Origin of the sequence: Streptomyces sp. NPDC094032, from assembly GCF_040303965.1 — a bacterium.
GTDB lineage: Bacteria > Actinomycetota > Actinomycetes > Streptomycetales > Streptomycetaceae > Streptomyces.
Window position 1 is genome coordinate 17,563 of the sequence record NZ_JBEOUE010000029.1, and the last position, 21,051, is coordinate 38,613.

16 protein-coding genes and 1 pseudogene are annotated in these 21,051 nt (G+C 74.7%); 9 read left to right on the forward strand and 8 right to left on the reverse strand.

From position 1 onward, the window contains the following. Positions 1-144: 144 nt before the first annotated feature. The 3 genes and pseudogenes from ABTZ54_RS30360 to ABTZ54_RS30370 all read left to right on the forward strand — a co-directional run bounded on the left by ABTZ54_RS30360 (position 145) and on the right by ABTZ54_RS30370 (position 3,292). Positions 145-987, forward strand: a complete 843-nt coding sequence (locus ABTZ54_RS30360; protein ID WP_351669252.1) for a DUF8832 domain-containing protein — start codon at positions 145-147, stop codon at positions 985-987. Between the two features lie 192 nt (positions 988-1,179). Next, the gene (locus ABTZ54_RS30365) at positions 1,180-2,457 is read left to right on the forward strand and encodes an MFS transporter (RefSeq protein ID WP_351669290.1); all 1,278 of its coding nucleotides are present in this window, start codon (positions 1,180-1,182) and stop codon (positions 2,455-2,457) included. 72 nt (positions 2,458-2,529) lie between these two features. Next, positions 2,530-3,292 (forward strand): annotated as a pseudogene (locus ABTZ54_RS30370) (DUF2182 domain-containing protein). 25 nt (positions 3,293-3,317) lie between these two features. On the opposite strand, the gene ABTZ54_RS30375 reads toward ABTZ54_RS30370, so the two are convergent. Further along, on the reverse strand, positions 3,318-3,908 hold the full coding sequence (locus ABTZ54_RS30375) for a CGNR zinc finger domain-containing protein (RefSeq protein ID WP_351669292.1): 591 nt from the start codon (positions 3,906-3,908) through the stop codon (positions 3,318-3,320). 106 nt (positions 3,909-4,014) lie between these two features. Here ABTZ54_RS30375 and ABTZ54_RS30380 point away from each other — a divergent pair, with 106 nt between their 5' ends. Next, positions 4,015-4,809: an MBL fold metallo-hydrolase gene (locus ABTZ54_RS30380; RefSeq protein ID WP_351669294.1), complete on the forward strand. Its 795-nt coding sequence runs from the start codon at positions 4,015-4,017 to the stop codon at positions 4,807-4,809. A gap of 212 nt (positions 4,810-5,021) precedes the next feature. Next, the gene (locus ABTZ54_RS30385) at positions 5,022-7,571 is read left to right on the forward strand and encodes a galactose oxidase family protein (RefSeq protein ID WP_351669296.1); all 2,550 of its coding nucleotides are present in this window, start codon (positions 5,022-5,024) and stop codon (positions 7,569-7,571) included. Here the strand turns inward: ABTZ54_RS30385 and ABTZ54_RS30390 are convergent. The 7 genes from ABTZ54_RS30390 to ABTZ54_RS30420 all read right to left on the reverse strand — a co-directional run bounded on the left by ABTZ54_RS30390 (position 7,558) and on the right by ABTZ54_RS30420 (position 16,819). After that, complete coding sequence (locus ABTZ54_RS30390; protein ID WP_351669298.1) at positions 7,558-8,835, reverse strand: hypothetical protein; 1,278 nt, start codon at positions 8,833-8,835, stop codon at positions 7,558-7,560. The genes ABTZ54_RS30385 and ABTZ54_RS30390 overlap by 14 nt on opposite strands. Beyond that, the gene (locus ABTZ54_RS30395) at positions 8,832-9,980 is read right to left on the reverse strand and encodes a nucleotidyltransferase family protein (protein ID WP_351669300.1); all 1,149 of its coding nucleotides are present in this window, start codon (positions 9,978-9,980) and stop codon (positions 8,832-8,834) included. The genes ABTZ54_RS30390 and ABTZ54_RS30395 overlap by 4 nt, the downstream gene beginning before the upstream one ends. A 309-nt stretch (positions 9,981-10,289) precedes the next feature. Further along, entirely contained in the window at positions 10,290-10,799 is a 510-nt protein-coding gene (locus ABTZ54_RS30400; RefSeq protein WP_351669302.1) for a GNAT family N-acetyltransferase, read from the reverse strand. A 38-nt stretch (positions 10,800-10,837) separates the two neighbouring features. Further along, a complete protein-coding gene (locus tag ABTZ54_RS30405) occupies positions 10,838-13,189 on the reverse strand; it encodes a heavy metal translocating P-type ATPase (protein ID WP_351669304.1) in 2,352 nt (783 codons plus the stop codon). An 87-nt stretch (positions 13,190-13,276) separates the two neighbouring features. Continuing rightward, entirely contained in the window at positions 13,277-14,647 is a 1,371-nt protein-coding gene (locus tag ABTZ54_RS30410; RefSeq protein ID WP_351669306.1) for a cytochrome P450, read from the reverse strand. Next, complete coding sequence (locus ABTZ54_RS30415; RefSeq protein ID WP_351669308.1) at positions 14,644-16,257, reverse strand: drimenyl diphosphate synthase; 1,614 nt, start codon at positions 16,255-16,257, stop codon at positions 14,644-14,646. Before ABTZ54_RS30415 ends, ABTZ54_RS30410 begins: the two co-directional genes overlap by 4 nt. Before the next feature lie 19 nt (positions 16,258-16,276). Next, a complete protein-coding gene (locus tag ABTZ54_RS30420) occupies positions 16,277-16,819 on the reverse strand; it encodes an NUDIX domain-containing protein (RefSeq protein ID WP_351669310.1) in 543 nt (180 codons plus the stop codon). 142 nt (positions 16,820-16,961) lie between these two features. Here ABTZ54_RS30420 and ABTZ54_RS30425 point away from each other — a divergent pair, with 142 nt between their 5' ends. From ABTZ54_RS30425 to ABTZ54_RS30440, 4 genes are read left to right on the forward strand one after another with little or no spacing between them, the layout of a single operon-like run. Further along, complete coding sequence (locus ABTZ54_RS30425; protein WP_351669311.1) at positions 16,962-17,195, forward strand: acyl carrier protein; 234 nt, start codon at positions 16,962-16,964, stop codon at positions 17,193-17,195. Further along, on the forward strand, positions 17,192-18,394 hold the full coding sequence (locus tag ABTZ54_RS30430) for a beta-ketoacyl-[acyl-carrier-protein] synthase family protein (protein ID WP_351669312.1): 1,203 nt from the start codon (positions 17,192-17,194) through the stop codon (positions 18,392-18,394). The genes ABTZ54_RS30425 and ABTZ54_RS30430 overlap by 4 nt, the downstream gene beginning before the upstream one ends. Next, positions 18,391-19,650, forward strand: coding sequence for a wax ester/triacylglycerol synthase domain-containing protein (locus ABTZ54_RS30435; RefSeq protein WP_351669314.1), 1,260 nt, complete (start codon positions 18,391-18,393; stop codon positions 19,648-19,650). The genes ABTZ54_RS30430 and ABTZ54_RS30435 overlap by 4 nt, the downstream gene beginning before the upstream one ends. 24 nt (positions 19,651-19,674) lie before the next feature. After that, a complete protein-coding gene (locus ABTZ54_RS30440; protein WP_351669316.1) occupies positions 19,675-20,958 on the forward strand; it encodes a cytochrome P450 in 1,284 nt (427 codons plus the stop codon). Positions 20,959-21,051 lie beyond the last annotated feature (93 nt).

Below are 21,051 nucleotides of genomic sequence, written 5' to 3' on the forward strand. Positions count from 1 at the left end.
CGCGTACGAGTCTAGAAGGGCGGGCCCCGGATCGGCTGATTTTCGGGCGAGCGGAATACCCCCCTGGGGTATATGGTTGTGATCGTCGCCGGAACGGACGGCCGTCGGAAGACGCATCGGACGCATCACGCCAAGGGAGATGTCATGAACAACCACGCGGGCCACGACCACACCGGCCACGGAGGTCACGCCGGTCATGGCGACCACACCGGCCACACCGGCCACGCCGGTCACGATGCCCACGCCGGTCACGCCGCCCACGGCGGAGGCCGACCCGGTGGTCTCTCGGTCTCCGAGGACGGGTACACCCTTGAGCTCGACTCGACGATCCTCGCCGCGGGCGTGCAGCCGGTCCACTTCCGGGTGATCGGCTCCGACGGGCAGGTGGTGACCGAGTTCCAGCCGGAGCACGAGAAGGAACTGCACTTCATCGCCGTCCGCCGCGACACCGCGGGCTTCCAGCACGTGCACCCGGTGCGGGACGAGAAGGGCACCTGGAGCGTCGAGCTCGCCCTGGAGCCGGGGGACTGGCGCTTCTTCGCCGACGTCCACCCGGTCGGACACGAGGGGACCCTGACGCTGGGGATCGACGCGGCGGTCGCCGGATCGTACGACCCGAGGCCGCTCCCCGAGGTCACCGGGACCGCGCGGATCGGCGAGTACACCGTCGCGCTCGACGGCGCGCTCCTGCCCGGCGAGGCGAGCCGGCTGACCTTCACCGTCAGCCGCGACGGGCAGCCCGTCACCGACCTCCAGCCCTACCTGGCCGCCTACGGGCACCTGGTGGCCCTGCGCGTCGGCGACCTGGGCTACCTCCACGTCCACCCGGAGGGCGAGCCCGGTGACGGCACCACCGCGCCGGGCCCCGAGATCGCCTTCATGGCGGTCGCCCCCACGGCCGCCACCTACCGCCTGTACCTGGACTTCCAGCACGGCGGCGTCGTCCGGACGGCCGAGTTCACGGTGCCCACCACCACGCACCACTGACCCCGCAGTCACAGTCATCCGTATCCGAAGGAATGTCATGACCCGCCTGAACAGGGCCCGGCAGGAGTGTCGACGGTGTCGTCGCGACATCGCGCTCGCCCTCCCCGCCAGAGACACCCCCGCCTGTACTCGCGGGGCGCGGCCACCACCCCGGGGCCGCGCCCCGCCGCATGGATACGGAAGGAACCTGCCATGCGTCTGTTCGCCAACCGCGACTACCGGCACCTGTTCGGTGCCCAGGTGATCGCCCTGTTCGGTACCGGTCTGACCACCGTGGCCCTCGGACTGCTCGCGTACGACCTCGCGGGCGCCCGCGCCGGCATGGTCCTCGGCACCGCCCTGACCATCAAGATGGTCATGTACGTGGTCATAGCCCCGCTGGCCGCCGCGTACGTCGACCGCCTCCCCAGAAGGACCCTCCTGGTCGCCCTCGACGTGGTCCGCGGCGCGGTCGTCCTGGCACTGCCCCTGGTGAGCGAGGTCTGGCACATCTACGTGCTGATCGGCCTGCTCCAGGCCGCCTCGGCGGCGTTCACGCCGACGTTCCAGGCCGTCATCCCCGACATCGTGACCGACGAGTCCGACTACACCCGGGCCCTGTCCGCCTCCCAGGTCGCCTCCACCATGGAGAGCCTGCTCAGCCCCGTACTGGCGGCCGTCGCGCTGACGTTCATGAGCTTCAACTGGCTGTTCCTCGGCACCTCCGCCGGATTCCTCGTCTCCGCCCTGCTCGTCCTGTGGACACGTATCCCCAATGCCCGTCCCACCGCGCACACCAAGGCGTGGGACAAGGCGACGTCGGGGATCAGGACCTTCCTCAGGACACCGCGCCTGCGCGGCGTCATGGCGCTCAACCTCGTGGTCGCGGCGGCCGGATCCATCGTCGTCGTCAGCACCGTGAACTACGTCCGTGACGAGCTAGGCGGATCGCAGTCGGACGTCGCCTGGATGCTCGCCGCCTCCGGCGCCGGAACCCTCCTCGCCGCCCTCGCCCTGCCCCGCGTACTCGACCGGGTCGCCGCCCGCACCGTCATGACGACCGGCGCCGGAGTCCTCGTCGCCGGCACCACCGCCGCGGTGACGCTCATCGCGACCGGCCTCGCCACCTGGACCGGTACGGCGATCATCTGGACCGTGATCGGCATCGGCATGGCGCTGGTCATCACGCCGACCGGCAAGGTCCTGCGCGGCTCCGTCGGGCGGGACGAGATCCCCGGGGCGTTCGCGGCCCAGTTCTCCCTGTCGCACCTGGCCTGGCTGATCACCTACCCGGTCGCCGGATGGCTCGGCACCGAAGCGGGCTTCGTCGTCACCTGGTCCGTCCTCGCGGTCCTCGCCGGCGTCGGTGCCGTCAGCGCCCTCCTCCTGTGGCCGCGCCACGACGGAGGAGGCGCCGTGACCACCCTGCCGACGTCGCCCGTCGCCCAGGCACCCCGGACGGACCGGTCCACCCTGTCCAAGGCCGCGTGACGCGGTCCGGTCGGCTCCTTTCGCATCGGCTCCGCCGTCCGGCGGGGCCGATGCGACGTCGTTCAGAGGGTGATGGTCCGGGAGCTCGCCGTGGCGTGGACGCTGATCGTCCTGATCGCGGCCCTGGCCTGGGTGCTCACCGTCGACCAAGGCCCTTGGCGCGGGGGTCGGTCCCGGCACGATAGGGATGCCGCTGCCGCTGTTCCTCCTGCTGTGGCTCGCCATGATGGCGGCGATGATGCTGCCCTCCGTCGCCCCCGTCGCGGTGACCTGGGCCCGAGGGATCGCCCGGCAGTCCGGTGGTGTCACGCGGGCGCTGCGCACCGGTGAGTTCCTCGTCGGCCACCTGGTCGTATGGACGGCGTTCGGCCTGCTCGCGTACGGCGGGCTGGCGCTCACGGGCGGTCTTGTCGAGCGGCACCCGGACGCCGGGCGGTGGATCGGGGCGTCCGCCTTCGCGCTGGCCGGGCTGTACCAGCTCGGGCTCCTCAAGGACATCTGCCTGCGGCACTGCCGCGGCGCGATGGCCCAGCTGATCCGGTACACCGCGTACCGGCCGCCGCTGCGCGATCTGCGGGTGGGGCTGCACCACGGCGCGTACTGCGTCGGCCGCTGCTGGGCCCTGATGGTGGTGCTGATCCCCCTGGGCGTCATGAACATCGCGGCGATGGCGTGGCTGGCGGCCCTGATCTTCCTGGAGAAACTCTGGTACCGGGGGCCGCGGTTGGCCCAGGTCGCCGACGGCGCGTTCCTGCTGCTCGCGGTGTTGGCCGGTCTCGGGGTGTTCCCGGACTGGCTGCTGCCGGGTCTGCGGGGTTCGATGACGCCGATGTGACCCGGCCTCGCGGCCGCGCGCGCGGCTACGCCTGGGTGCGCCGGGCGTACGCGCGGGCGGCGCGGGCGCGGTCGCCGCAGCGGGTGGAGCACCAGTGGCGGCGGCCGTGGCGCAGCAGGTAGCGGTTGCAGGGGGAGGAGCCGCAGCCGGTGAGGCGGGCGGCCTCGGGACCGGTGAGGAGGTCGGCCGCGTCGGCCGCGAGGGTCGCCAGGGCGCGGCCGAGGATCTCGTCGGTGGGGCAGGGCGCCGCGCGGTACGGGCCGTTCTTCTCGTCCCAGTACAGCAGGGCGGCGGTCGGGGCCTTGCACAGCGCGTCGTTGACGGCGGACAGCGCCATGGGCAGGGCGGGCACCCCCGCGACCCGGGCGGCGAACAGCGACCTCAGGTGTTCGCGCAGCGAGCGCAGCTGTGCCACGCACATCTCCTGCACCGGCGTCCCGGCGGGCGCGAGGCCGTGCTCGAAGAGCCATCGGGCGGTGGCGCCCGGCGTGCCGAGGAGGTCGGCGAAGTGCCCTCCGGGCAGGGCGACGGCGCTGTTGACGAAGTCCAGCGCCAGGTGGTCCTCCGCTCCCGGAGCGGGCGGCGGCATGGACTCGACGGTCGGGGTCTCCCTCATGGTTGTCATGGTACGGCTTGCCTTCATCCGTGAGTCGTGCGCTAGGGTCTCTCACGGATAGCGCAGCACTTATTCGTGAGAACATTCGTGAGAATCAGAGGTTCTGATGACTGGCACCCGCATGCCCGCAGACCAGCGGCACTTTCCCGTCCGCGTCCTCGGCGGCCCCACCGCGCTCTTCGAGTACGGCGGCCTGCGATTCCTGACCGACCCCACCTTCGACGCGCCCCGCGACTACCCCGTGCCGGGCGCCCTGCTGACCAAGACGGCGCCCGCCTCCGCCGCGCCGGCCGACCTCGGGCGTATCGACGTGGTCCTGCTCTCCCACGACGAGCACCCCGACAACCTCGACGACTCCGGCCGGGCGCTGCTCGCCGACGTCGCCCTGACCCTGACCACCCCTGGGGGCGGGCAGCGCCTCGGCGCGGGCGCCAAGGGGCTGGCCGACTGGGAGTCGACAGCCCTGGACCGCCCCGGCGGCGGCACGATCACCGTCACGGGCGTGCCGGCCATCCACGGGCCGGGCGCCCGCGAGAACGTCGAGCCGTTCACCGGCCAGGTCGTCGGCTTCGTCCTGACCGGCGAGGGCCTGCCCACGGTCTACGTCAGCGGCGACAACGCCTCGCTCGACCTGGTCCGGGAGATCGCCGACCGGTTCGGCCCGGTGGACACCGCCATCCTGTTCGCCGGGGCGCCCCGCTTCCCCGTCCTGTTCGGCGGCGCGGTGATCGTCCTCGACAGCGCGCAGGCCGCCGAAGCCGCCCGGATCCTCGGCGCCCGCCGGGTGGTTCCCGTCCACTACGACAGCTGGGCGCACTTCACCGAGGGCCGTGACGACCTGGTCGCCGCCTTCACCGAGGCCGGGCTGCTCGACCGCCTGGACCTGGGGCACCGGGGCTGACCGCACCACCGGGCGGGCGGCGCGGGCCGGGCCGTGGGCGTGGCCGCCCGGCGGAGGGGACGTCCGGCGGAGGGGCGCCCGGCGGAGGGGACGGTTCCGCGTACGGCGGGGCGAGTTCGTGCCAACTCCTATGCGTTTACGCCGAGTTGGGCCATCCTGTTGCGTGTCCTGGGGCTCGTAGCGGTTCCTGGCCCGTCTCGGAGGTCCGATCGATGCGCAGACGCATCCGCCCCCTCGCCGGAGCATTGCGGCGCTCCCCGCTGCTCATCTCCTTCGCCCTCGGCTCGACGCTCGTCGGGCTCACCCCCTGGCTGGGCGTGGCGAGCACGGCGCCGGGCGGCCACGGCCCGGCGCCCCGGCCGGCCCCGGGGGCCTTCACGCAGCAGACGGCGAAGCAGTCGCCGCACCACGGCGTGGCCCCGGCGGAGGCCATGGAGCCGACGGCCCCCGTGCTCGACCGGACCGGGTGGACGGTCACGGCGAGCGACCAGGAGACCGTCGGCGAGAACGGGCGCGCAGCCAACGTCCTCGACGGCGACCCGGCCACCCTCTGGCACAGCAAGTGGACGGGCACCCCCGCCCCGCTGCCGCACAGCATCACCCTCGACATGCATCGCACGGCCGTGGTCTCCGCCCTCGTCTACCGGCCCCGCGCCACCGGTACCAACGGGCGCGTCGGCGAGTACAGCATCAGCGTCAGCGCCGACGGCACGCACTGGGGCAGTCCGGTCGCCACCGGCACCCTCGCGGACGACGGCAGCGCCAAGACCCTCGGATTCGCCCCGCAGGGCGCCCGGTTCGTCCGGCTCACCGCCGTCAGCGAGGCCGGCGGGCGCGGCCCGTGGAGCTCCGCGGCGGAGCTCGACCTGCTCGGCGACCCCGGCACCCCGGCGGCCACCGTCGACCTGCCCAGGACCGGATGGACGGCCACGGCGGGCGACGAGGAGACCGCCCGGGAGAACGGCCGCGCGGCCAACGTCCTCGACGGCGACGCCGCCACCATCTGGCACAGCAGGTGGTCCGGCACCCCGGCCCCGCTGCCGCACACCATCACCCTCGACCTGCACCGTACGACGGCCGTCTCCGCCCTCGTCTACCAGCCCCGCAAGGACGGCCCGAACGGGCGCGCGGGCACGTACTCCATCACCACCAGCACCGACGGCACCACCTTCGGCGCACCGGTCTCCACGGGCACCTGGCGTGACGACGACACCGTCAAGACCGCCACCTTCACCCGTACCGTCAACGCCCGCTCCGTACGCCTGACCGTGACCCGCGAGGCCGGCGACCGCGGGCCCTGGACCTCCGCCGCCGAGATGCGCCTGAGCGGACCGGCCGACCCGGCCGTCCACGGCTCCTGGAGCCGGATCACCGGCTTCCCCCTGGTGCCGGTGGCCACCGCCGTCCTGCCGGGCGACAAGCTGCTGGCCTGGTCGGCGTATGCGGTCGACCGCTTCGGCGGCAGCAACGGATACACCCAGACCGCGATCCTGGACCTGAAGACCGGCAAGGTCACCCAGCGCCGCATCGACAACACCGGCCACGACATGTTCTGCCCCGGCATCGCGATGCTCGCCGACGGCCGGGTCCTCGTCACCGGCGGCAGCAACGCCGAGAAGGCCAGTATCTACGACCCGGCCACCGACTCCTGGTCCGCCACCACCAGCATGAACATCGCCCGCGGCTACCAGGCCATGACCCTGCTCTCCACCGGCGACGCCTTCGTCCTCGGCGGATCCTGGAGCGGCGCCGCGGGCGACAAGGCCGGCGAGGTCTGGTCCCCGGACACCCGCACCTGGCGCAGGCTGCCGGGCGTCTCCGCCGTCCCCGCGATGACGGCCGACCCCCGTGGCGCCTACCGCGCCGACAACCACATGTGGCTGTACGCCACTTCGGGCGGCAAGGTGCTCCAACTGGGCCCGAGCAAGCAGATGAACTGGATCACGACCACCGGGGACGGGAGCATCACCTCCGCCGGCCCCCGGGCCGACAGCCAGGACGCCATGACCGGCAACGCCGTCGCGTACGACATCGGCAAGCTGCTCACCCTCGGCGGCTCGCCCGCGTACGAGAACACGCCCGCCACCCGGCGCGCGTACACCGTGGACATCGCCGGCGACCAGGTCCGCGCCGCGCGCACCGGCGACATGGACCACGCCCGCGCCTTCGGCAACAGCGTCGTCCTGCCCGACGGCAAGGTCGCCGTGTTCGGCGGCCAGGCCTACCCCGTACCGTTCAGCGACGCCACGTCCGTACTGACCCCCGAGATCTGGGACCCGGCGACCGGGCGCTTCACCCCGCTCGCCACCATGGCCATCCCGCGCAACTACCACAGCGTGGCGAACCTGCTGCCCGACGGCCGGATCTTCTCCGGCGGCGGCGGCCTCTGCGGCGACTGCGCCACCAACCACGCCGACGGGGCCGTCTTCACCCCGCCGTACCTGCTCAACACCGACGGCTCGGCCAAACCCCGCCCCGTCATCACCGACGGCGTACCACCCCGCGCCGCCGCCGGCACCACACTCACCATCAGCACCGAGAAACCGGTCACCTCCTTCGTCCTGATGCGAGCCGCCGCCGCGACCCACTCCACGGACAACGACCAGCGCCGGGTCCCCCTGACGTCCAGTCCGACGAGGGCCGGCACGTACAAGGTCACCATCCCGTCCGACAAGGGCGCGGCCCTGCCCGGCACTTACATGCTCTTCGCCCTGGACGCCCATGGGGTGCCGAGCGTGGCCCGGTTCATCACCGTGTACTGACGGCGTGCATCAAGAGGGCGCGGAGGTCGGCGGTCGCCAAAGCGGCATGGGCCGGGTGGTGCGGGGGCAGCTCGTCGATCAGCTGGTGCCAACGGGACGGCGTGACCCCTTCGTTGGCTGGGAGCGACGCGTCCCACTCCTCCCGGGGGACGCGGTCCAGGAAGCGCAGCGGCAGGGGCGGTGCGTCGAGGTCGACCTCGACGGTGACGTCGTCTTCCGGCACGGGCACCGCCACGAAGCCGTGCAGGGTCCTCGCGGAGGCTTCGAGGGCCATCCAGTACCGGGTGCCCGGGCCCGCCCGTACCACCACCGGCTGGCAGAGCGCGCCGTCCGTGAGACGGCGGGCCGGAGGGGCGGGGTGGTCCGCGATCTCCAGCTCGATCTCCAGCCGCCCGCCTCCGGCCACGGTGACGTCCAGGCGCCGCGTCAGGGCGACCGGTCCGACGGGGCGCAGCCCGGTCAGCCGCTGCGACGCCAGCCGCCCGGCGTGGTGCAGCGCCCGGTCCGCCTCACCGAGCGCGCCGGCGAGCCCTGCCAAGGCCTGCCGGGTGCGGACGGGCAGCCGTGCGGGCTCGGCGGCGAGGAGGCCGTTGAGCAGGTTTCCGGCCTCCCGGCCGAACCAGGGGCCGGGCCGCTCCGTGCGCAGACCGGCTTCGAGGACCTGGAGGGGCCCCGCGAGCGACGCCGCGGCCGGGGTGAACCAGTGGCGCAGCTCCCCGTCCGGTGCCGTGCCCGGAGTGTCGTGCCCGGCGTGCAGCAGGGCGGCGGCCGAGCGGGCCGCGGCGTCGACGCGCTCCCAGGGAAGGCAGTGGAAGAGCTCCGGCGGCGGAAGCGTCTCGCGGGCGAGCCGGTGGAGGAGGAAGTAGCGCAGGGCGAGGCTCTCGGCGCGCAGGGCGCCGACGGTCTCCGCGTCGGCCGGGGGCCCGGACCACTCCTCCTCCAGCCGGGCGACCAGAGCGGTGCCCGGCTCCGAGACGGCGACCGGCGCACCGTGGTCGTCGAGTTCGACGGCGACGCTCCCGTCGGGCGCCCGCAGCGCCAGGGCGCGGTACGGCTCGCCGGCCCGCTCGACGACCAGGCTGGTCCGCGTCCAGCGCTGGACGCGGAACCGTGGCAGCGTACGGGCGTCGGCCCGCTCGTCACCGTCGTTGACGGGCCCAAGCACGGGCGGCCGCCCCGGCGCGCCCGGCAGGACACGGGCGATCCAGTCGCTGAGCGGCCGGTGCGCGGGCACGGCGGCCTCCTCGGGGTCCGGCCCGGTCATCCGGCGGCCTCCTCGCACCGTGCGCGCAGCCGGACGGCGACGGGACCGAGCCGCCGGACGGCTGCCTCCAGGGCGGGGGAGCCAGGGTCGGGGACGCACTGCGCCCAGAGCCCCGCCAGCCGGTGCCAGGTCGCCCCGCCACGCCGGTCGAGCCGGTCGGGCAGATCGTCAGGCAGGGCCAGGGCCCACGCGCGCAAGGGGCCGTCGTCCAGGGCGAGTCCGTCCCAGCGCAGCAGGAACTTCAGCGCACGCAGGAGCACTTCGGCCTGCGCCAGCGGATCGGCCGAGGTGTCCACGGGGACGAGACGGCGTGTCCCCTCGGGGGTGGCGAGATCGTCGAGGGCCGCACCCAGCGGGTCGACGACCAGGTTCCGTACGGGGTCGTAGAGCAGCGTGTTGACGGTGAGGTCGCGCTGCCGGGCGTCCTGGAGCAGGTCGGTGCCGGTGGCCGGGAAGGGCATCCCGTCGCGCGCGAGGCCGAGCCCCCGGTAGTCCAGGCTCGGTCCGCCGCCACGGGCCACGGGGTCGAGGACCGAGCAGACGAGGGTGTCGGGGCTGAAGCGCTGGGGGTGCTCCGCACTCATGCCGTCCAGGTCGAGCACCTGACGGGCCGTCTCGGTGAAGGCCCCGGCGGGTGCGGTGCCGGTCAGGTCCAGGTCGTTGACCTCGTCGTAGGCGGCCCCGGACAGCAGGTCGCGCGGGGCGCCCCCGCTCAGCCAGACGTGGTGACCCGACGCGGCCAGGTGACCGATCAGCGCCGTGGTGAACAGGGGCGCGCGCGGGCCCTGGATCAACTCCCGGAAGCGGTCCGCCAGACCGGGGCCCAGGTCGTCGGGCCGATGGGTGCGGACCGGCTCGGTCCGCGTCTGCCGGCCGGGGCGCCGGCCGGTGCGGAGCAGGCTCGGCTGGTCCACGGGGTCGGAGCTCCGCAGGGGCGGCCCGCCGGCCCCCTCGTCGCCCCGGAGCACCAACTGGTCGTCGGCGGCGACCGGCGCCGCCCGTGCCGTACAGGCGAAGCCGAGGACCGGCCGGCCCTCGACGGTGTCGCCGGTCAGGATCGGCCCCGTGGCCCCGGTCTCCGGCGCCTGGCAGGGAACGAGCGGTGTGGCGGCGGGGCGGGTCACCTCTTGGCGGTCCTGGTCCATCGCGCGGTTCCTCCCTCGTTGCGCAGGGCGGGCGGTTCAGACACGACGTCTGCCACGGACACCCGGTCGCGGGCGCGGACGGCGGGAGTCGCCGCCCGAGGCGTCAGCAGCTGGTGCAGGGGCGTGTCCCCGCATCGTGGTCAGCAGGGCGGCGATGTCCGTGTCCACGGAAGGCCGTTCGGCCACTGCGTCCCCCCGCTCCCCCCGGCGTCAGCGCCGGGGCGGTCCCGTGGGCACATTGTGGCAAGGGGGGACCCCGATTTCATGCGGATCGGGAGATCCGGCCTCCGGCAGGGAGCCGGAGGGGTGTCACAGGCGCTTCTCCAGGAGGGTGAAGGACTTGGGGGCCGCGCCGGGCTGCGGCTTGGCCTCCTTGTGGCCCGTGACCTCGTAGCCGGCCGCCCGGTAGTAGGCGGTGAGCGGCGTGTTGGTGGTCAGGCAGTCCAGGCGGGCGTGGGTGCGGCCGGTCGCCGCCACCCGGGCTTCGGCGGCCTCCAGGAGGCGCCGTCCCGTGCCTGGTGCGGCGGTGGCCCGGTCGACCATCAGCCGGTGTACGTACCCCGCCACCGGCGGCTGGGGTCCCCACGCCGACTCGTCCTCCCACCACAGCTCCCAGGCGCCGACGACCGCCCCGGAGCTCTCCGCCAGCCACACCTCGTCCCGCTCCATGACGCGACGGAAGTGGTCCTCGCCCAGCTCCCCGGGGCGCCACTGGCCCGTCACGCCCCGGGCCAGCATCCAGCGGGCCGCCTCGTCGCGCAGGCGGACGAGGGTGGAGAGATCGGCCTCCTCGGCCGGACGTACGCGCAGATCATTCATGCCGGGATCCTCGCACGGGGCGTGGCGGGACCGGGAGTTCAGCGCGAGGGCGGGCGGAGCCTGCGGAGCAGGAGGGCGTTGAACGTGACGATGATGGTCGACGCGCTCATGAGGAGGGCCGCCCACTCCGGGCGGAGCTGGATCCCCCAGGCGGGGTACAGGACGCCCGCGGCCACCGGGATGGCCAGCAGGTTGTAGATCGCGGCCCAGAACAGGTTCTGCTTGATCTTGCGGCGGGTCGCGCGGGCCACGGTGACGGCGTACGCGACGTCGGCCGGGTCGTCGTGCACGAGCACCACGTCGGCGGTCTCCACGGCCACGTCGGTACCGGCTCCGATGGCGATGCCCACGTCCGCCTGGGCGAGGGCCGGAGCGTCGTTCACCCCGTCGCCGACCATCGCCACCCGCGCCCCGCCGTCCTGGAGCGCCGTGACGTTGGCGGCCTTGTCCTCGGGGAGCACCTCGGCGATCACCGTGTCGATGCCGGTCGCCGCCGCGACGGCCTCCGCCGTGCCCCGCTGGTCGCCGGTGAGCATCACGGTCCCGATGTCCTGCGCGCGCAGGCCGCTCACCGCGACCGGGGCGGACGCGCGGACCGGGTCCGCCACCGCGATCAGCCCGAGCGCCTTGCCGTCCGCCGCCACGTACATCGCCGTCTTCCCGGACGCGGCCAGCTCGGTCGCGGTGCCGGTCAGGGCCGAGGCGTCGACGTGCTCGCGCCGCATCAGGCGCAGGTTGCCCACGAGCACGGTCACACCCTCGACCAGCGCCGTCACTCCGTGACCCGGCACGGAGTCGAAGCCCGACGCCTCGGCCACGTCCAGGTCACGGGCCCGCGCCGCGCCCACGATCGCGTCGGCCAACGGGTGCTGGGACTGCCGGTCCACCGCCGCGGCCGCCGCGAGCACCCGCTCGTCCGACACCCCGGGCGAGGCCACGATGTCCGTGACCGCCGGCTTTCCCTCGGTCAGCGTGCCCGTCTTGTCGAACACGACCGAGGTGATCCCCGCCGTGTTCTCCAGCGCGGTCGCGTTCTTGAACAGCACACCCCCGCGCGCCCCCTGACCGATGCCGACCGTGATCGCGGTCGGCGTCGCCAGCGCCAGCGCGTCCGGACACGCGATCACGATCGCCGAGACCGCCGCCGTCACCGCGAAGCCGATGCCGTGGTCGCCGCCGAAGACGCTCCACGCCAGGAACGTCAGCACACCCGCCCCCAGCGCCACGAAGACGAGGTAGCGGCCCGCCTTGTCGGCCAGGCGCTGCGCCGGGGCCTTGGACGCCTGCGCGTTGCGGACCATCTGTACGATCCGGGCCAGCGCGGTGTCCGCGCCCACGGCCGTCGCCGTGAACGTGAACGCGCCGGTGGTGTTGATGGACCCGCCGACGACCCGGTCGCCCGCCGCCTTCGCCACGGGCACCGGCTCACCGGTGATCATCGACTCGTCGACGTAGCTGGTCCCGTCCCCGACCGTGCCGTCGACCGGGACCTTCTCCCCGGGCCGCACCAAGACCGCGTCACCCACCACGACCTCGTCCAGCGGCACCTCGCGCTCCGCCCCGTCGCGCCGTACGCGCGCGGTCGGCGGCGCCAGGGTCAGCAGCGCCTCCACGGCCCGGCCGGTGGCGAACCGGGACCGCATCTCCAGCCAGTGCCCGATCAGGCTCAGCGTGGTCAGCATCGCCGCGGCCTCGAAGTACACGTCCTCCTGCCCGGCGAAGGTCGCGAACACCGAGTACAGATATGCCACCAGCACGCCGACGGAGATCAGCGTCATCATCGTGACGTCGCCGTGGCGCAGCGACCGCGCCGCCGACGACAGGAACGGCCAGCCGCCCCAGAAGACCACCGGCGTGGCCAGGATCAGCCCGAACCACGCCATCGACATCCCCAGCGGCCGCTCCACGTCGACGCCGAGACTGTGGCCGATCGGCGAGAACACGACGATCGGGATCGTCAGCACCGCACAGACGACGAACCTGCGGAGCATGTCGTTGACGGCCGCCGCACCGTGGCCGGCGTGTTCGTCGTGACCGGAACCGTGCCCGGAGTGCTCTGTGTGGTCGCCGTGCTCCATGTGCTCGCCGTGCTCGCCGTGGTCCTCGTCCCCCACCCCCACCGCCGGATGTCCCGGCTGGCAGCAGGAGTCGGGGCAGTCCACGCAGTCGCAGGGGTAGCCCGCTTGCTCCAGGTCCCCGGCCAGGCGGTCCGCGCTGGTCACCGAAGGGTCGAAGGCGAGGTGGGCCGTCGCCGTGGTGCGGTCGATCGTCGCCGAGCGTACGCCCGGGCGGCCCGCGAGGTGCTGTTCCAGGCCGGCCATCTCGCCGGCGCAGAAGCACGCCCGCAGGGCGATCTCCGCCACCTGCGTGCCGGGTGTCTGTTCGCGCATGCCGCGTCCTCCTCGCAGTCCGGTCCAGTCCACACCGCCGGTACCGGGCGCGACCTGCTCACTTCGGCCGAACGGGTGACGGCCGGGTCAGGCCCCCGCCCCGCGCCGGTGGGCGCGCATCGGGAGGCGGCCGCAGGAGAGGGAGAACAGCGGGGTGGGGGCGACGGCGGCGGTGGTCAGGGGGCGCAGGCGCCAGCGGGCGGCCAGGGTGGCCAGGACGATGCTCATCTCCGTCCAGGCGAACCTCTCGCCGAGGCAGCCGTGCTGGCCGAGACCGAAGGGCAGGTACGCGGCGGGCGTCACCTCGGCCGCGCGCTCGGGCAGCCAGCGGTCGGGGAGGAAGCGGTCCGGTGCCGCGAAGAGCCGGGGATCGCGGTGGAGCGCGTACGGGGAGAAGAGCACCGTGGTTCCGGCGGGCACCGCGTAGGGGCCGAGCCGGGTGTCGCGGAGGGCGGCGCGGGAGAGCAGGTAGCCCGACGGGTAGAGCCGCATCGTCTCGGTGAGCACCCGCCGGGTGTACGGGAGGCGGGGCAGGTCGTCGAAGCCGGCGGCCTGTCCGGCGAGCACGGCGTCCACCTCGGCGTGCAGCCGCTCCTCGGCCTCGGGGTGCCGGGCCAGCAGGTACAGGCACCAGGAGAGGGTGCGGGAGGTCGTCTCGGCGCCGGCGGTCAGGAGGGTCATCACCTCGTCGTGGACCTGCCGGTCGGACATCCGCTCGCCGGTCTCGGCGTCGGTCGTGCCGAGCAGCCAGGTCAGCAGGTCGTCCGGGGCCCGCTCGCCCAGGCCGTGCCGGTGCGCGATGACGGCGTCCACCAGGGTGTGCAGCGTGTGCGCGGCACGGGCGAAGCGCCGGTTGACCCGGGTGGGCAGCTTCGCCAGGAACGGCAGCGGGTCCGATCCGCGCGCCCCGACCCAGGCCATGACGTCGGTCATGGCCTCGACCACGGACGCCGCCTCCTCCTCGGTGACGCCCTGGGTGAAGAGGCTGCGGACCACGAGGGAGGTGGCGAGGTGGCCGAACTCCTCGTCCACGGCCACGGTCCGCCCGTCGCCCAGGCCGTCCGTCCAGGTCCGGGCCAGCTCGGTCATGTGCGCCGCGTAGTGGCGGACCCGGGTGTGCCGGAAGGCCGGCCGGATGAGGCGGCGCTGACGCCGGTGGAAGGCGCCCTCGGACAGCAGCAGCCCTTGGCCGGTGACCGGCTCCATCAGCCGGTACTGCGGACTGGGGCCGAAGTCGTCGGCCCGCTGGACCAGGAGCTCGCGGACCAGCTGGTGGTCGGTCGCCATCAGCATCCGCTCCGGTCCCAGGCGGAGGGCTACGAGACCGTCGTCGAGCCGCTGGAGCCGCTCCAGGAGGGCGAGCCGGCGGCGCTGCATCGCGAGGCCGTGGCCCAGCAGCGGCACACCGCCCGGTGCCTGGCGGGGGACGAGGACGGCGGGCCGCGCGGTCACGCTCATCGCGCACCGCCCCGCGCGCCCGGGGCGCCGGTGGCGTGGGCCAGGGCCAGCAGGACGAAGACGTCCGCCAGGGCCGGCACGTCGTACAGCAAGGGCCTCGGTCCCGCCTGGTCGGGGCGGCTGCGGTAGCCGCCGTCGGGGTGCTGGCGCGCGATCAGGTAGGCCAGCGCCCGGTCGAGCGGCCCGCCGGGGCGGAGCGGCCCGCCGGAGGCCAGGGCGATGACGGCGTAGGCCGTGCTGATCGGGTCGCTCGGCTCGGTGTCGGCGTGGCCCCAGCCGCCGTCCGCGTGCTGGGTGGCGGCGAGATGGGCGAGCGACCGCTCGGCCGCGGCCGCCCGGGACGCCCGCTCGGGCCCGTACGCCTCGATGCCGTTCAGCGCCAGCACCGCGCGGAACACGGCGTTGGTCGCGTTGCGGCTCCAACTGCGCTCGAAGGTGCCGTCCGGCCGCTGGTTGCGCACCACGTAGCGCACGGCCTCGGCCACCACGTCCCGCAGGCCGGGGTGGGGTGCCAACGCGCTCGCCGCCGCGGCGGTCATCGCGATCTCGGAACTCGTACCGCGGGCGAAGGTGGGGAAGCCGCCGTCGGGATTGCGGACGCCGAGCAGATAGCCCTCGGCCTCCGCGACGGCCGCCCGGTGCCGGTCGGGCGCCGCGCGGCGGAGGAACTCCAGGACGTAGCAGGTGTCGTCGACGTCGCTCTGCGCGACGCCGGAGTGGAAGCCGTAACCGCCGTCGGGATTGCGGCGCAGCGCGAGGGCGTCGGCCATCGGCGTCACGCACGCCGGGGGCGCGGGCAGCAGCGAGAGGGCGAGGCCGGCGGCGGCGGTGGTGAAGACGGTCATCCCGTCGATGAACGGCACGCCGCCGTCGGGCCGCAGCCGGCCCGCGACGTGCTTGAGCACGTCGCCGAGGGCGCGGCGGTGGCGGGGGGAGTGGCGCAGGGCGAGCAGCGCGAGCAACTGCGCCAGGTTGTTGCGCTCCCACGCGGGGCCGGGGTCGAGGGCGGGCAGGAGGGCGTGCCAGTCCTCCGCGCGCACGACCTCGGGGCGGTGCGTGCCGTACGCGGCGAGCACCTTCAGCGCCTTCATCTCCATGTGCAGCCAGCTCTGTTGGGGCCGCGTGTCGTACGCCTCCCAGGGCACCGCGGGGAAGGCGCTCGCGCCGAGCGCGGCGAGCACCGTCCCGAACATCAGCCGCTTGCGCCCGGCGGTGAAGTGGTCGAAGCCGTCGAGACCGGCGTCGGGCGCCACGTCCGCGTCGCCGCCGCCACCGAGGACCGCACGGGCGACGGCGCGCTGGAAGGGGTCGGGCGGGCTGGTGCGCAGGGTGGTGCGCAGGTACGCGGTGAGGCGGGCGGTCGCGTCCCGCTCGGCCCCCTCCGCCGTCAGGAGGGCCAGGGCGAGGGCGGACTCCAGCACCCGGCTCTCGCACGGGGCGGGCAGCAGACCGTCCGGGCCGACTCCGGCGACGACCCGCCGGGCCAGCAGCGTCCGGCAGCGCACGACGGCGGGGACGGCGGAGGAGGCGGGGCCGGCGGGGGAGGGCAGATTCGTGGGGGCGGTGGCCGTCGGCGTCGGTGATGCGTTCGCGGTGTTCACGGTCTTCACGGTGTTGACGGTGGCCTTCTCACGTCGGACGGGCGGTGGGGGTGGTGGTGGGGAGGGGCCCGTTCAACAGCAGCCCCTGGTCGAGGAGTCGGGCCAGAACGCGGCGGCCTTCGGGGACGAACGGGGACGGCGGCCGGTCCAGGAGCTCCCGCGGCGGGACGAAGAAGTGGGCGGCGATCTCCCCCGGGTCGACGCTCGACGGCGCCGGGATCTCCGCCACGTGCACGGCGAGCCAGCAGCGCCCGACCGGGGACGGGCGCGGCTCGTGGAGCACCAGGCGGGGCGCGGCCGGCACGCCCAATTCCTCGCGCAGTTCACGGGCCGCGGCCTCCGCGTAGCCCTCGCCGGCCCGGGGGCAGCCGCCGATCAGGATGTCGTGGTGGGCCGGATAGACCGAGGCCCGGGCCGACCGGCGGTAGACCAGGAGGCGTCCGGCGGAGTCCGCGCAGACGGTCGCGGCCACCCGGTAGTACAGGCCGCGGGCCGCGGCCCCGCCGCGTGGTCCGCGCGTCACCGGACGGTCGTCCGCGTCGACGTAGTCCACCGTTTCGTGCGCCGTCACGCTTCCCCTCCTGGACCGGTGATCCTGCCGCCGAGGGAGACTACCGTACGTAACTGCCCGCGTTCGCACGGTAATATCCGGTCGGTTCGCACCGCGGTGCCGTACGCGCGGCAGCCGCCCTCCCGCACGATCCAGGAGCGCCATGACCTTCGACGAGCTCAAGAGCACCCTCATCGGCATGGGTATGCCGCCGGAGGAGTTGAAGCCGGACGCCCTGCGGGACGAGGCGGGCCTCGACTCGCTGTTCGCGGCCGAACTCGCCCTGATCCTGCGCCAGGAGAAGGGCATCAGGATCCCCGAGGAGGAGATCCTGTCCGCGGCCACCCTCGCCGACGTGGCCACGGCCGTGGGGCAGCACGCGGGAGCGGGGCGGTGACCGACGCCGCCATCACCGGGGTCGGACTGCTCACACCCGCGGGGGACGGGCGCGCGGACAGCTGGCGCCGGGTGTGCGCGGGGGAGCCCGCGGCGGCCCTCCACCGGAACGCGCACGGTGCGTTCGTGGTGGGCCGGGTGCCGGAGTTCGACCCCGCGCGTCTTGCCGGGGCCCGCCGCTGGAAGCCCGACCGGGCCGGTCAGTTCGCCCTGCTGGCCGCGCGGGAGGCGCTGGACGACGCCGGCCTCGACCCGGCGGCCTGGGACGGCGCCCGGGTCGCCGTCCTCGTCGGCTCGGGAACGGCCGGCGCGGAGACGTACGAGCACTATCTCCCGCTCCTCGACACCGCACCCGACGACGTCCCGCCGCTGGCGCTGCCCAGCAGCCTCTCCAACTCGCCCGCCGCGCTGGTGTCGATGGCCTTCGGCGCGCGCGGCACCAGCGCCGTCGTCAACACGGCCTGCGCCTCCGGCGCGACCGCCCTGGCGATGGCCTGCGACATGCTGGCGCTCGACCGCTGCGACATCGTCCTCGTCGGGGGTACGGAGGCCGGCCTCACCCCGTACCACCTGCGTGGCTTCGACCGGCTCGGCGCCCTGTCCCGCCGGTACGAGGACCCGCTCGGCGCCTCCCGTCCGTTCGACGCGCAGCGGGACGGCTTCCTCATCGCCGAGGGGGCCGGCTTCCTCGTCCTGGAGCGGCCGGGGCACGCCGCCGCCCGTGGGGCCAGGGTCAGGGCGCGGATCGTCGGGCACGGGTCCGCCTCCGACGCCCATCACGCCGTCGCCCCCCACCCGGAGGGCACCGGCATCGCCGCCGCCGTCGACGACGCTCTGCGCGACGCGGGTCTCCAGCGGCGCGACATCCAGCACGTCAACGCGCACGGCACGAGTACACCCCGCGGTGATGCGATCGAAAGCGCCGCGCTGGCCCGGGCGTTCACCCACCGCCCCTCCGTCACGTCCACCAAGGGGGTCACCGGGCATCTGATGGGGGCGGCGGGTGCGGTGGAGGCCGCGCTCACCGCGCTCTCCCTCCAGAAGGGGGTCGTGCCGCCGACCGCCAACCTCACCGTGCCCGGTCCTGGCATCGAGGTCGACGTGTCCGGCGCCGGGCGCGCGGCGCGCATCGACGCCGCCCTGTCGCTCTCCGTCGGGTTCGGCGGCCACAACGTGGCCCTCGTCCTCGCCGCCGCATGACCGCCCGCACCCGCGCGAGGGCCGTCCGCGTCCCCGCGCCGCGCGTCGGCCCGCCCCCGCCGCCCCGGATCGCCCTGACGGACCGGGACCGGATCACCCTAGAACTGGCCCGCCACGGCGGCGACATGATCCTCGGCGCCGTGCTGCGCCTGGACGGGCCGCCGCCCGCCGCGAGCGAGCTGGCCGAGCATCTGCGCGCGCGGATCCGGAGCGTGCCGGAACTGACGTACCGCCCCTACGGTCTCTCGGGCGGGCGCCCCTACTGGGCCCAGGACCCCGACTTCGACGTCGCCCGGCACGTGTACGAGGTGGCGCGCCCCGCGCGGCCCGCCCACGCGGCGGACGCCGACCTGGCGGCCGTGCTCGACCGCCCGCTCCCCGAGGACCGGCCGCTCTGGGGCGTGTGGCTCGTCCGGCCGAGCGGACCGGGGGAGACGGGGTACGCGCTCTGCTACCGCGTCCATCACGCGTTCCAGGACGGCCTCGCGGCGATGGCCGCCGTCGAGGCGCTCTTCGGGCCGGAGCCGGGTGCGGCACCGGTGCCGCTCGCCGAGGGGGACCCCGACTCCGAGCGGCGCGGTGCCCCCGAAGGCGACCCCGAAAGCGCCCCCGACGGCACCCCCGGCAGCCTCGTCACCCTCCGTCTCGACACCGCCGTCCTCTTCCGCGCCGCCCGCGCCGCCGGGGCCTCGCTGCACCAGCTGTGTCTCGCGCTCGCTACCGCCACGGCGCGGGAATGGGCCCCGCTCGCGGGCGTCGTGCCGCTCCGGGCCAACCTCGGGATCAGCCTGCGGCCGCCGGCGACGCCCGTCCGGCCGGTCGGCAACCAGGTCGGCGTGCTGAGTGTCGAACTCCCCGTCGACGAGCCCGATCCGCTCGCGCGGCTGCGGTGCCTGGTCCAGGGCGTGCCCGGGGAGCGGCTGGTCGGGCGCGGTCTGCGCGCGCACCGGCTGCGGGCGCGCTGGCCCCTGCTGGACCGGTTCGCCCTGCGACGCGCCATCGACCCGCGCACGGCGGCGCTGAGCGTTGCCGACGTCCGGCTGCGGCGGGTCCTGGAGTTCGCCGGGGCCCCGGTGCGCCGGGTGTACCCGATCCCCGTCCTCGTACCGGGGCAGCGTCTGTTCATCGCCTGGACCTCGTACCGGGGGCAGTTGCACGTCACCTTCCGCACCGACCGGCCGACGCCGGAGCTCGACCTGCTGCCCCGGCTGTGGCGGTCCGCCGTGGACGACCTGCGCCGAGCCCTCGACAGCTGAACCCCGCCCACCAGGAAGGCACTCGTGACCACCCTCGCCGTTCCCGGCCCCACCCCGCCCCCGGCCGCCCCCGGTGTCGTCGACCTCCTGCGGGAGGCGGCGCAGGCCGGGCCGCTGACCGCGCTGCGCATCGGCGACCGGCCCTTCGTCCTGGCGACGGGCCCCGACCAGACGCAGGAGATCCTGGCCAGGCGTCCGGAGGTGTACGTCAAGCACGGGCACCGCGCGCGTGCCCTGCTGGGCGACGGCCTCATCTCCGCATCGGGCGACGCGTGGAAGCGTCAACGCAAGCTGCTCCAGGCCCGGTTCACCGTCGCCGGGACCCGGCGCTGGGCCCACCACATCACGGCGGCGGCCGAGCGGATCGCCGCCCGCTGGGAGACGGCCTCGCTCGCCGGGGCGCCGGTCGACATCGGGCGGGACATGCGCTTCTTCGCGCTCGACACCATCTGGCGCACCCTGACCGGCACCGCCCTCGACGAGGCGACGGAGCGCGAGCTGTCGGCCGTCGACACCGTGGTGGCCTCGCTGCCCACGCTCGCCGGGGCCCGCCCCGATCCCGGGCTCGCCGTCGACGAGGCGCTGCGGCAGATCGATACCACCGCCCACCGCGTCATCGGCCTGGCCCGCGCCCGCCGCGCCGACGCGCGGCCCGACGGCCCGCCCCACCTGCTCGATCTGCTCCTGGACACCGCCGAGACGGAGCCCGCGTACACGGACCGGCTGATCCGCGACGAACTCGTCACGCTGCTCGTGGCCGGGCACGAGACGACCGCCCAGACCCTGTGCTGGCTCTTCGTCCTGCTCGACCGGCACCCCGACGTCCACGACCGGTTCCTCACCGCGTACGAGGCGGCCGACGGCCCCGCCGCTCGCGACGCGCTCGTTGGCGCCCTCGTGCAGGAGACGCTCCGGCTCTACCCGGCCGTCTGGCTCGTCCCCCGGCACGCCGCGCGCGACGACGTCCTCGACGGTGTGCCGATCGCCGCCGGCACCAGCGTCCTGGTCTGCCCCTATCTCACCCACCGCGTCCCCGAGCTGTGGCCGGACCCGGAGCGCTTCGATCCCGGGCGCTTCCTCCCGGGCGGGCACCGCCCGCACCACCCGGCCGCGTTCCAGCCCTTCGGCGTCGGGGCGCGCGCGTGCCTCGGACAGTACTTCGCGCTCCAGGAGACGCTCACCCTGCTGCGCCTCCTGCTCCCGGCGTACCGCCCGTCGCTGACCACCCCGCCGAGGGGCGCCGTCTTCGGCGCCAACCTGCGGCCCGACGGACCCGTACGGGGGATCCTCACCGCGCCCCGGCCGTAGCGCCCGTACGCACTCGGTAGCACCCCTCCTCGGCCGCGCGGCGGAGCCGGTCCGGCCCACCGGGCGATCCGGGGGCGGCGTCCCGTACGCGAC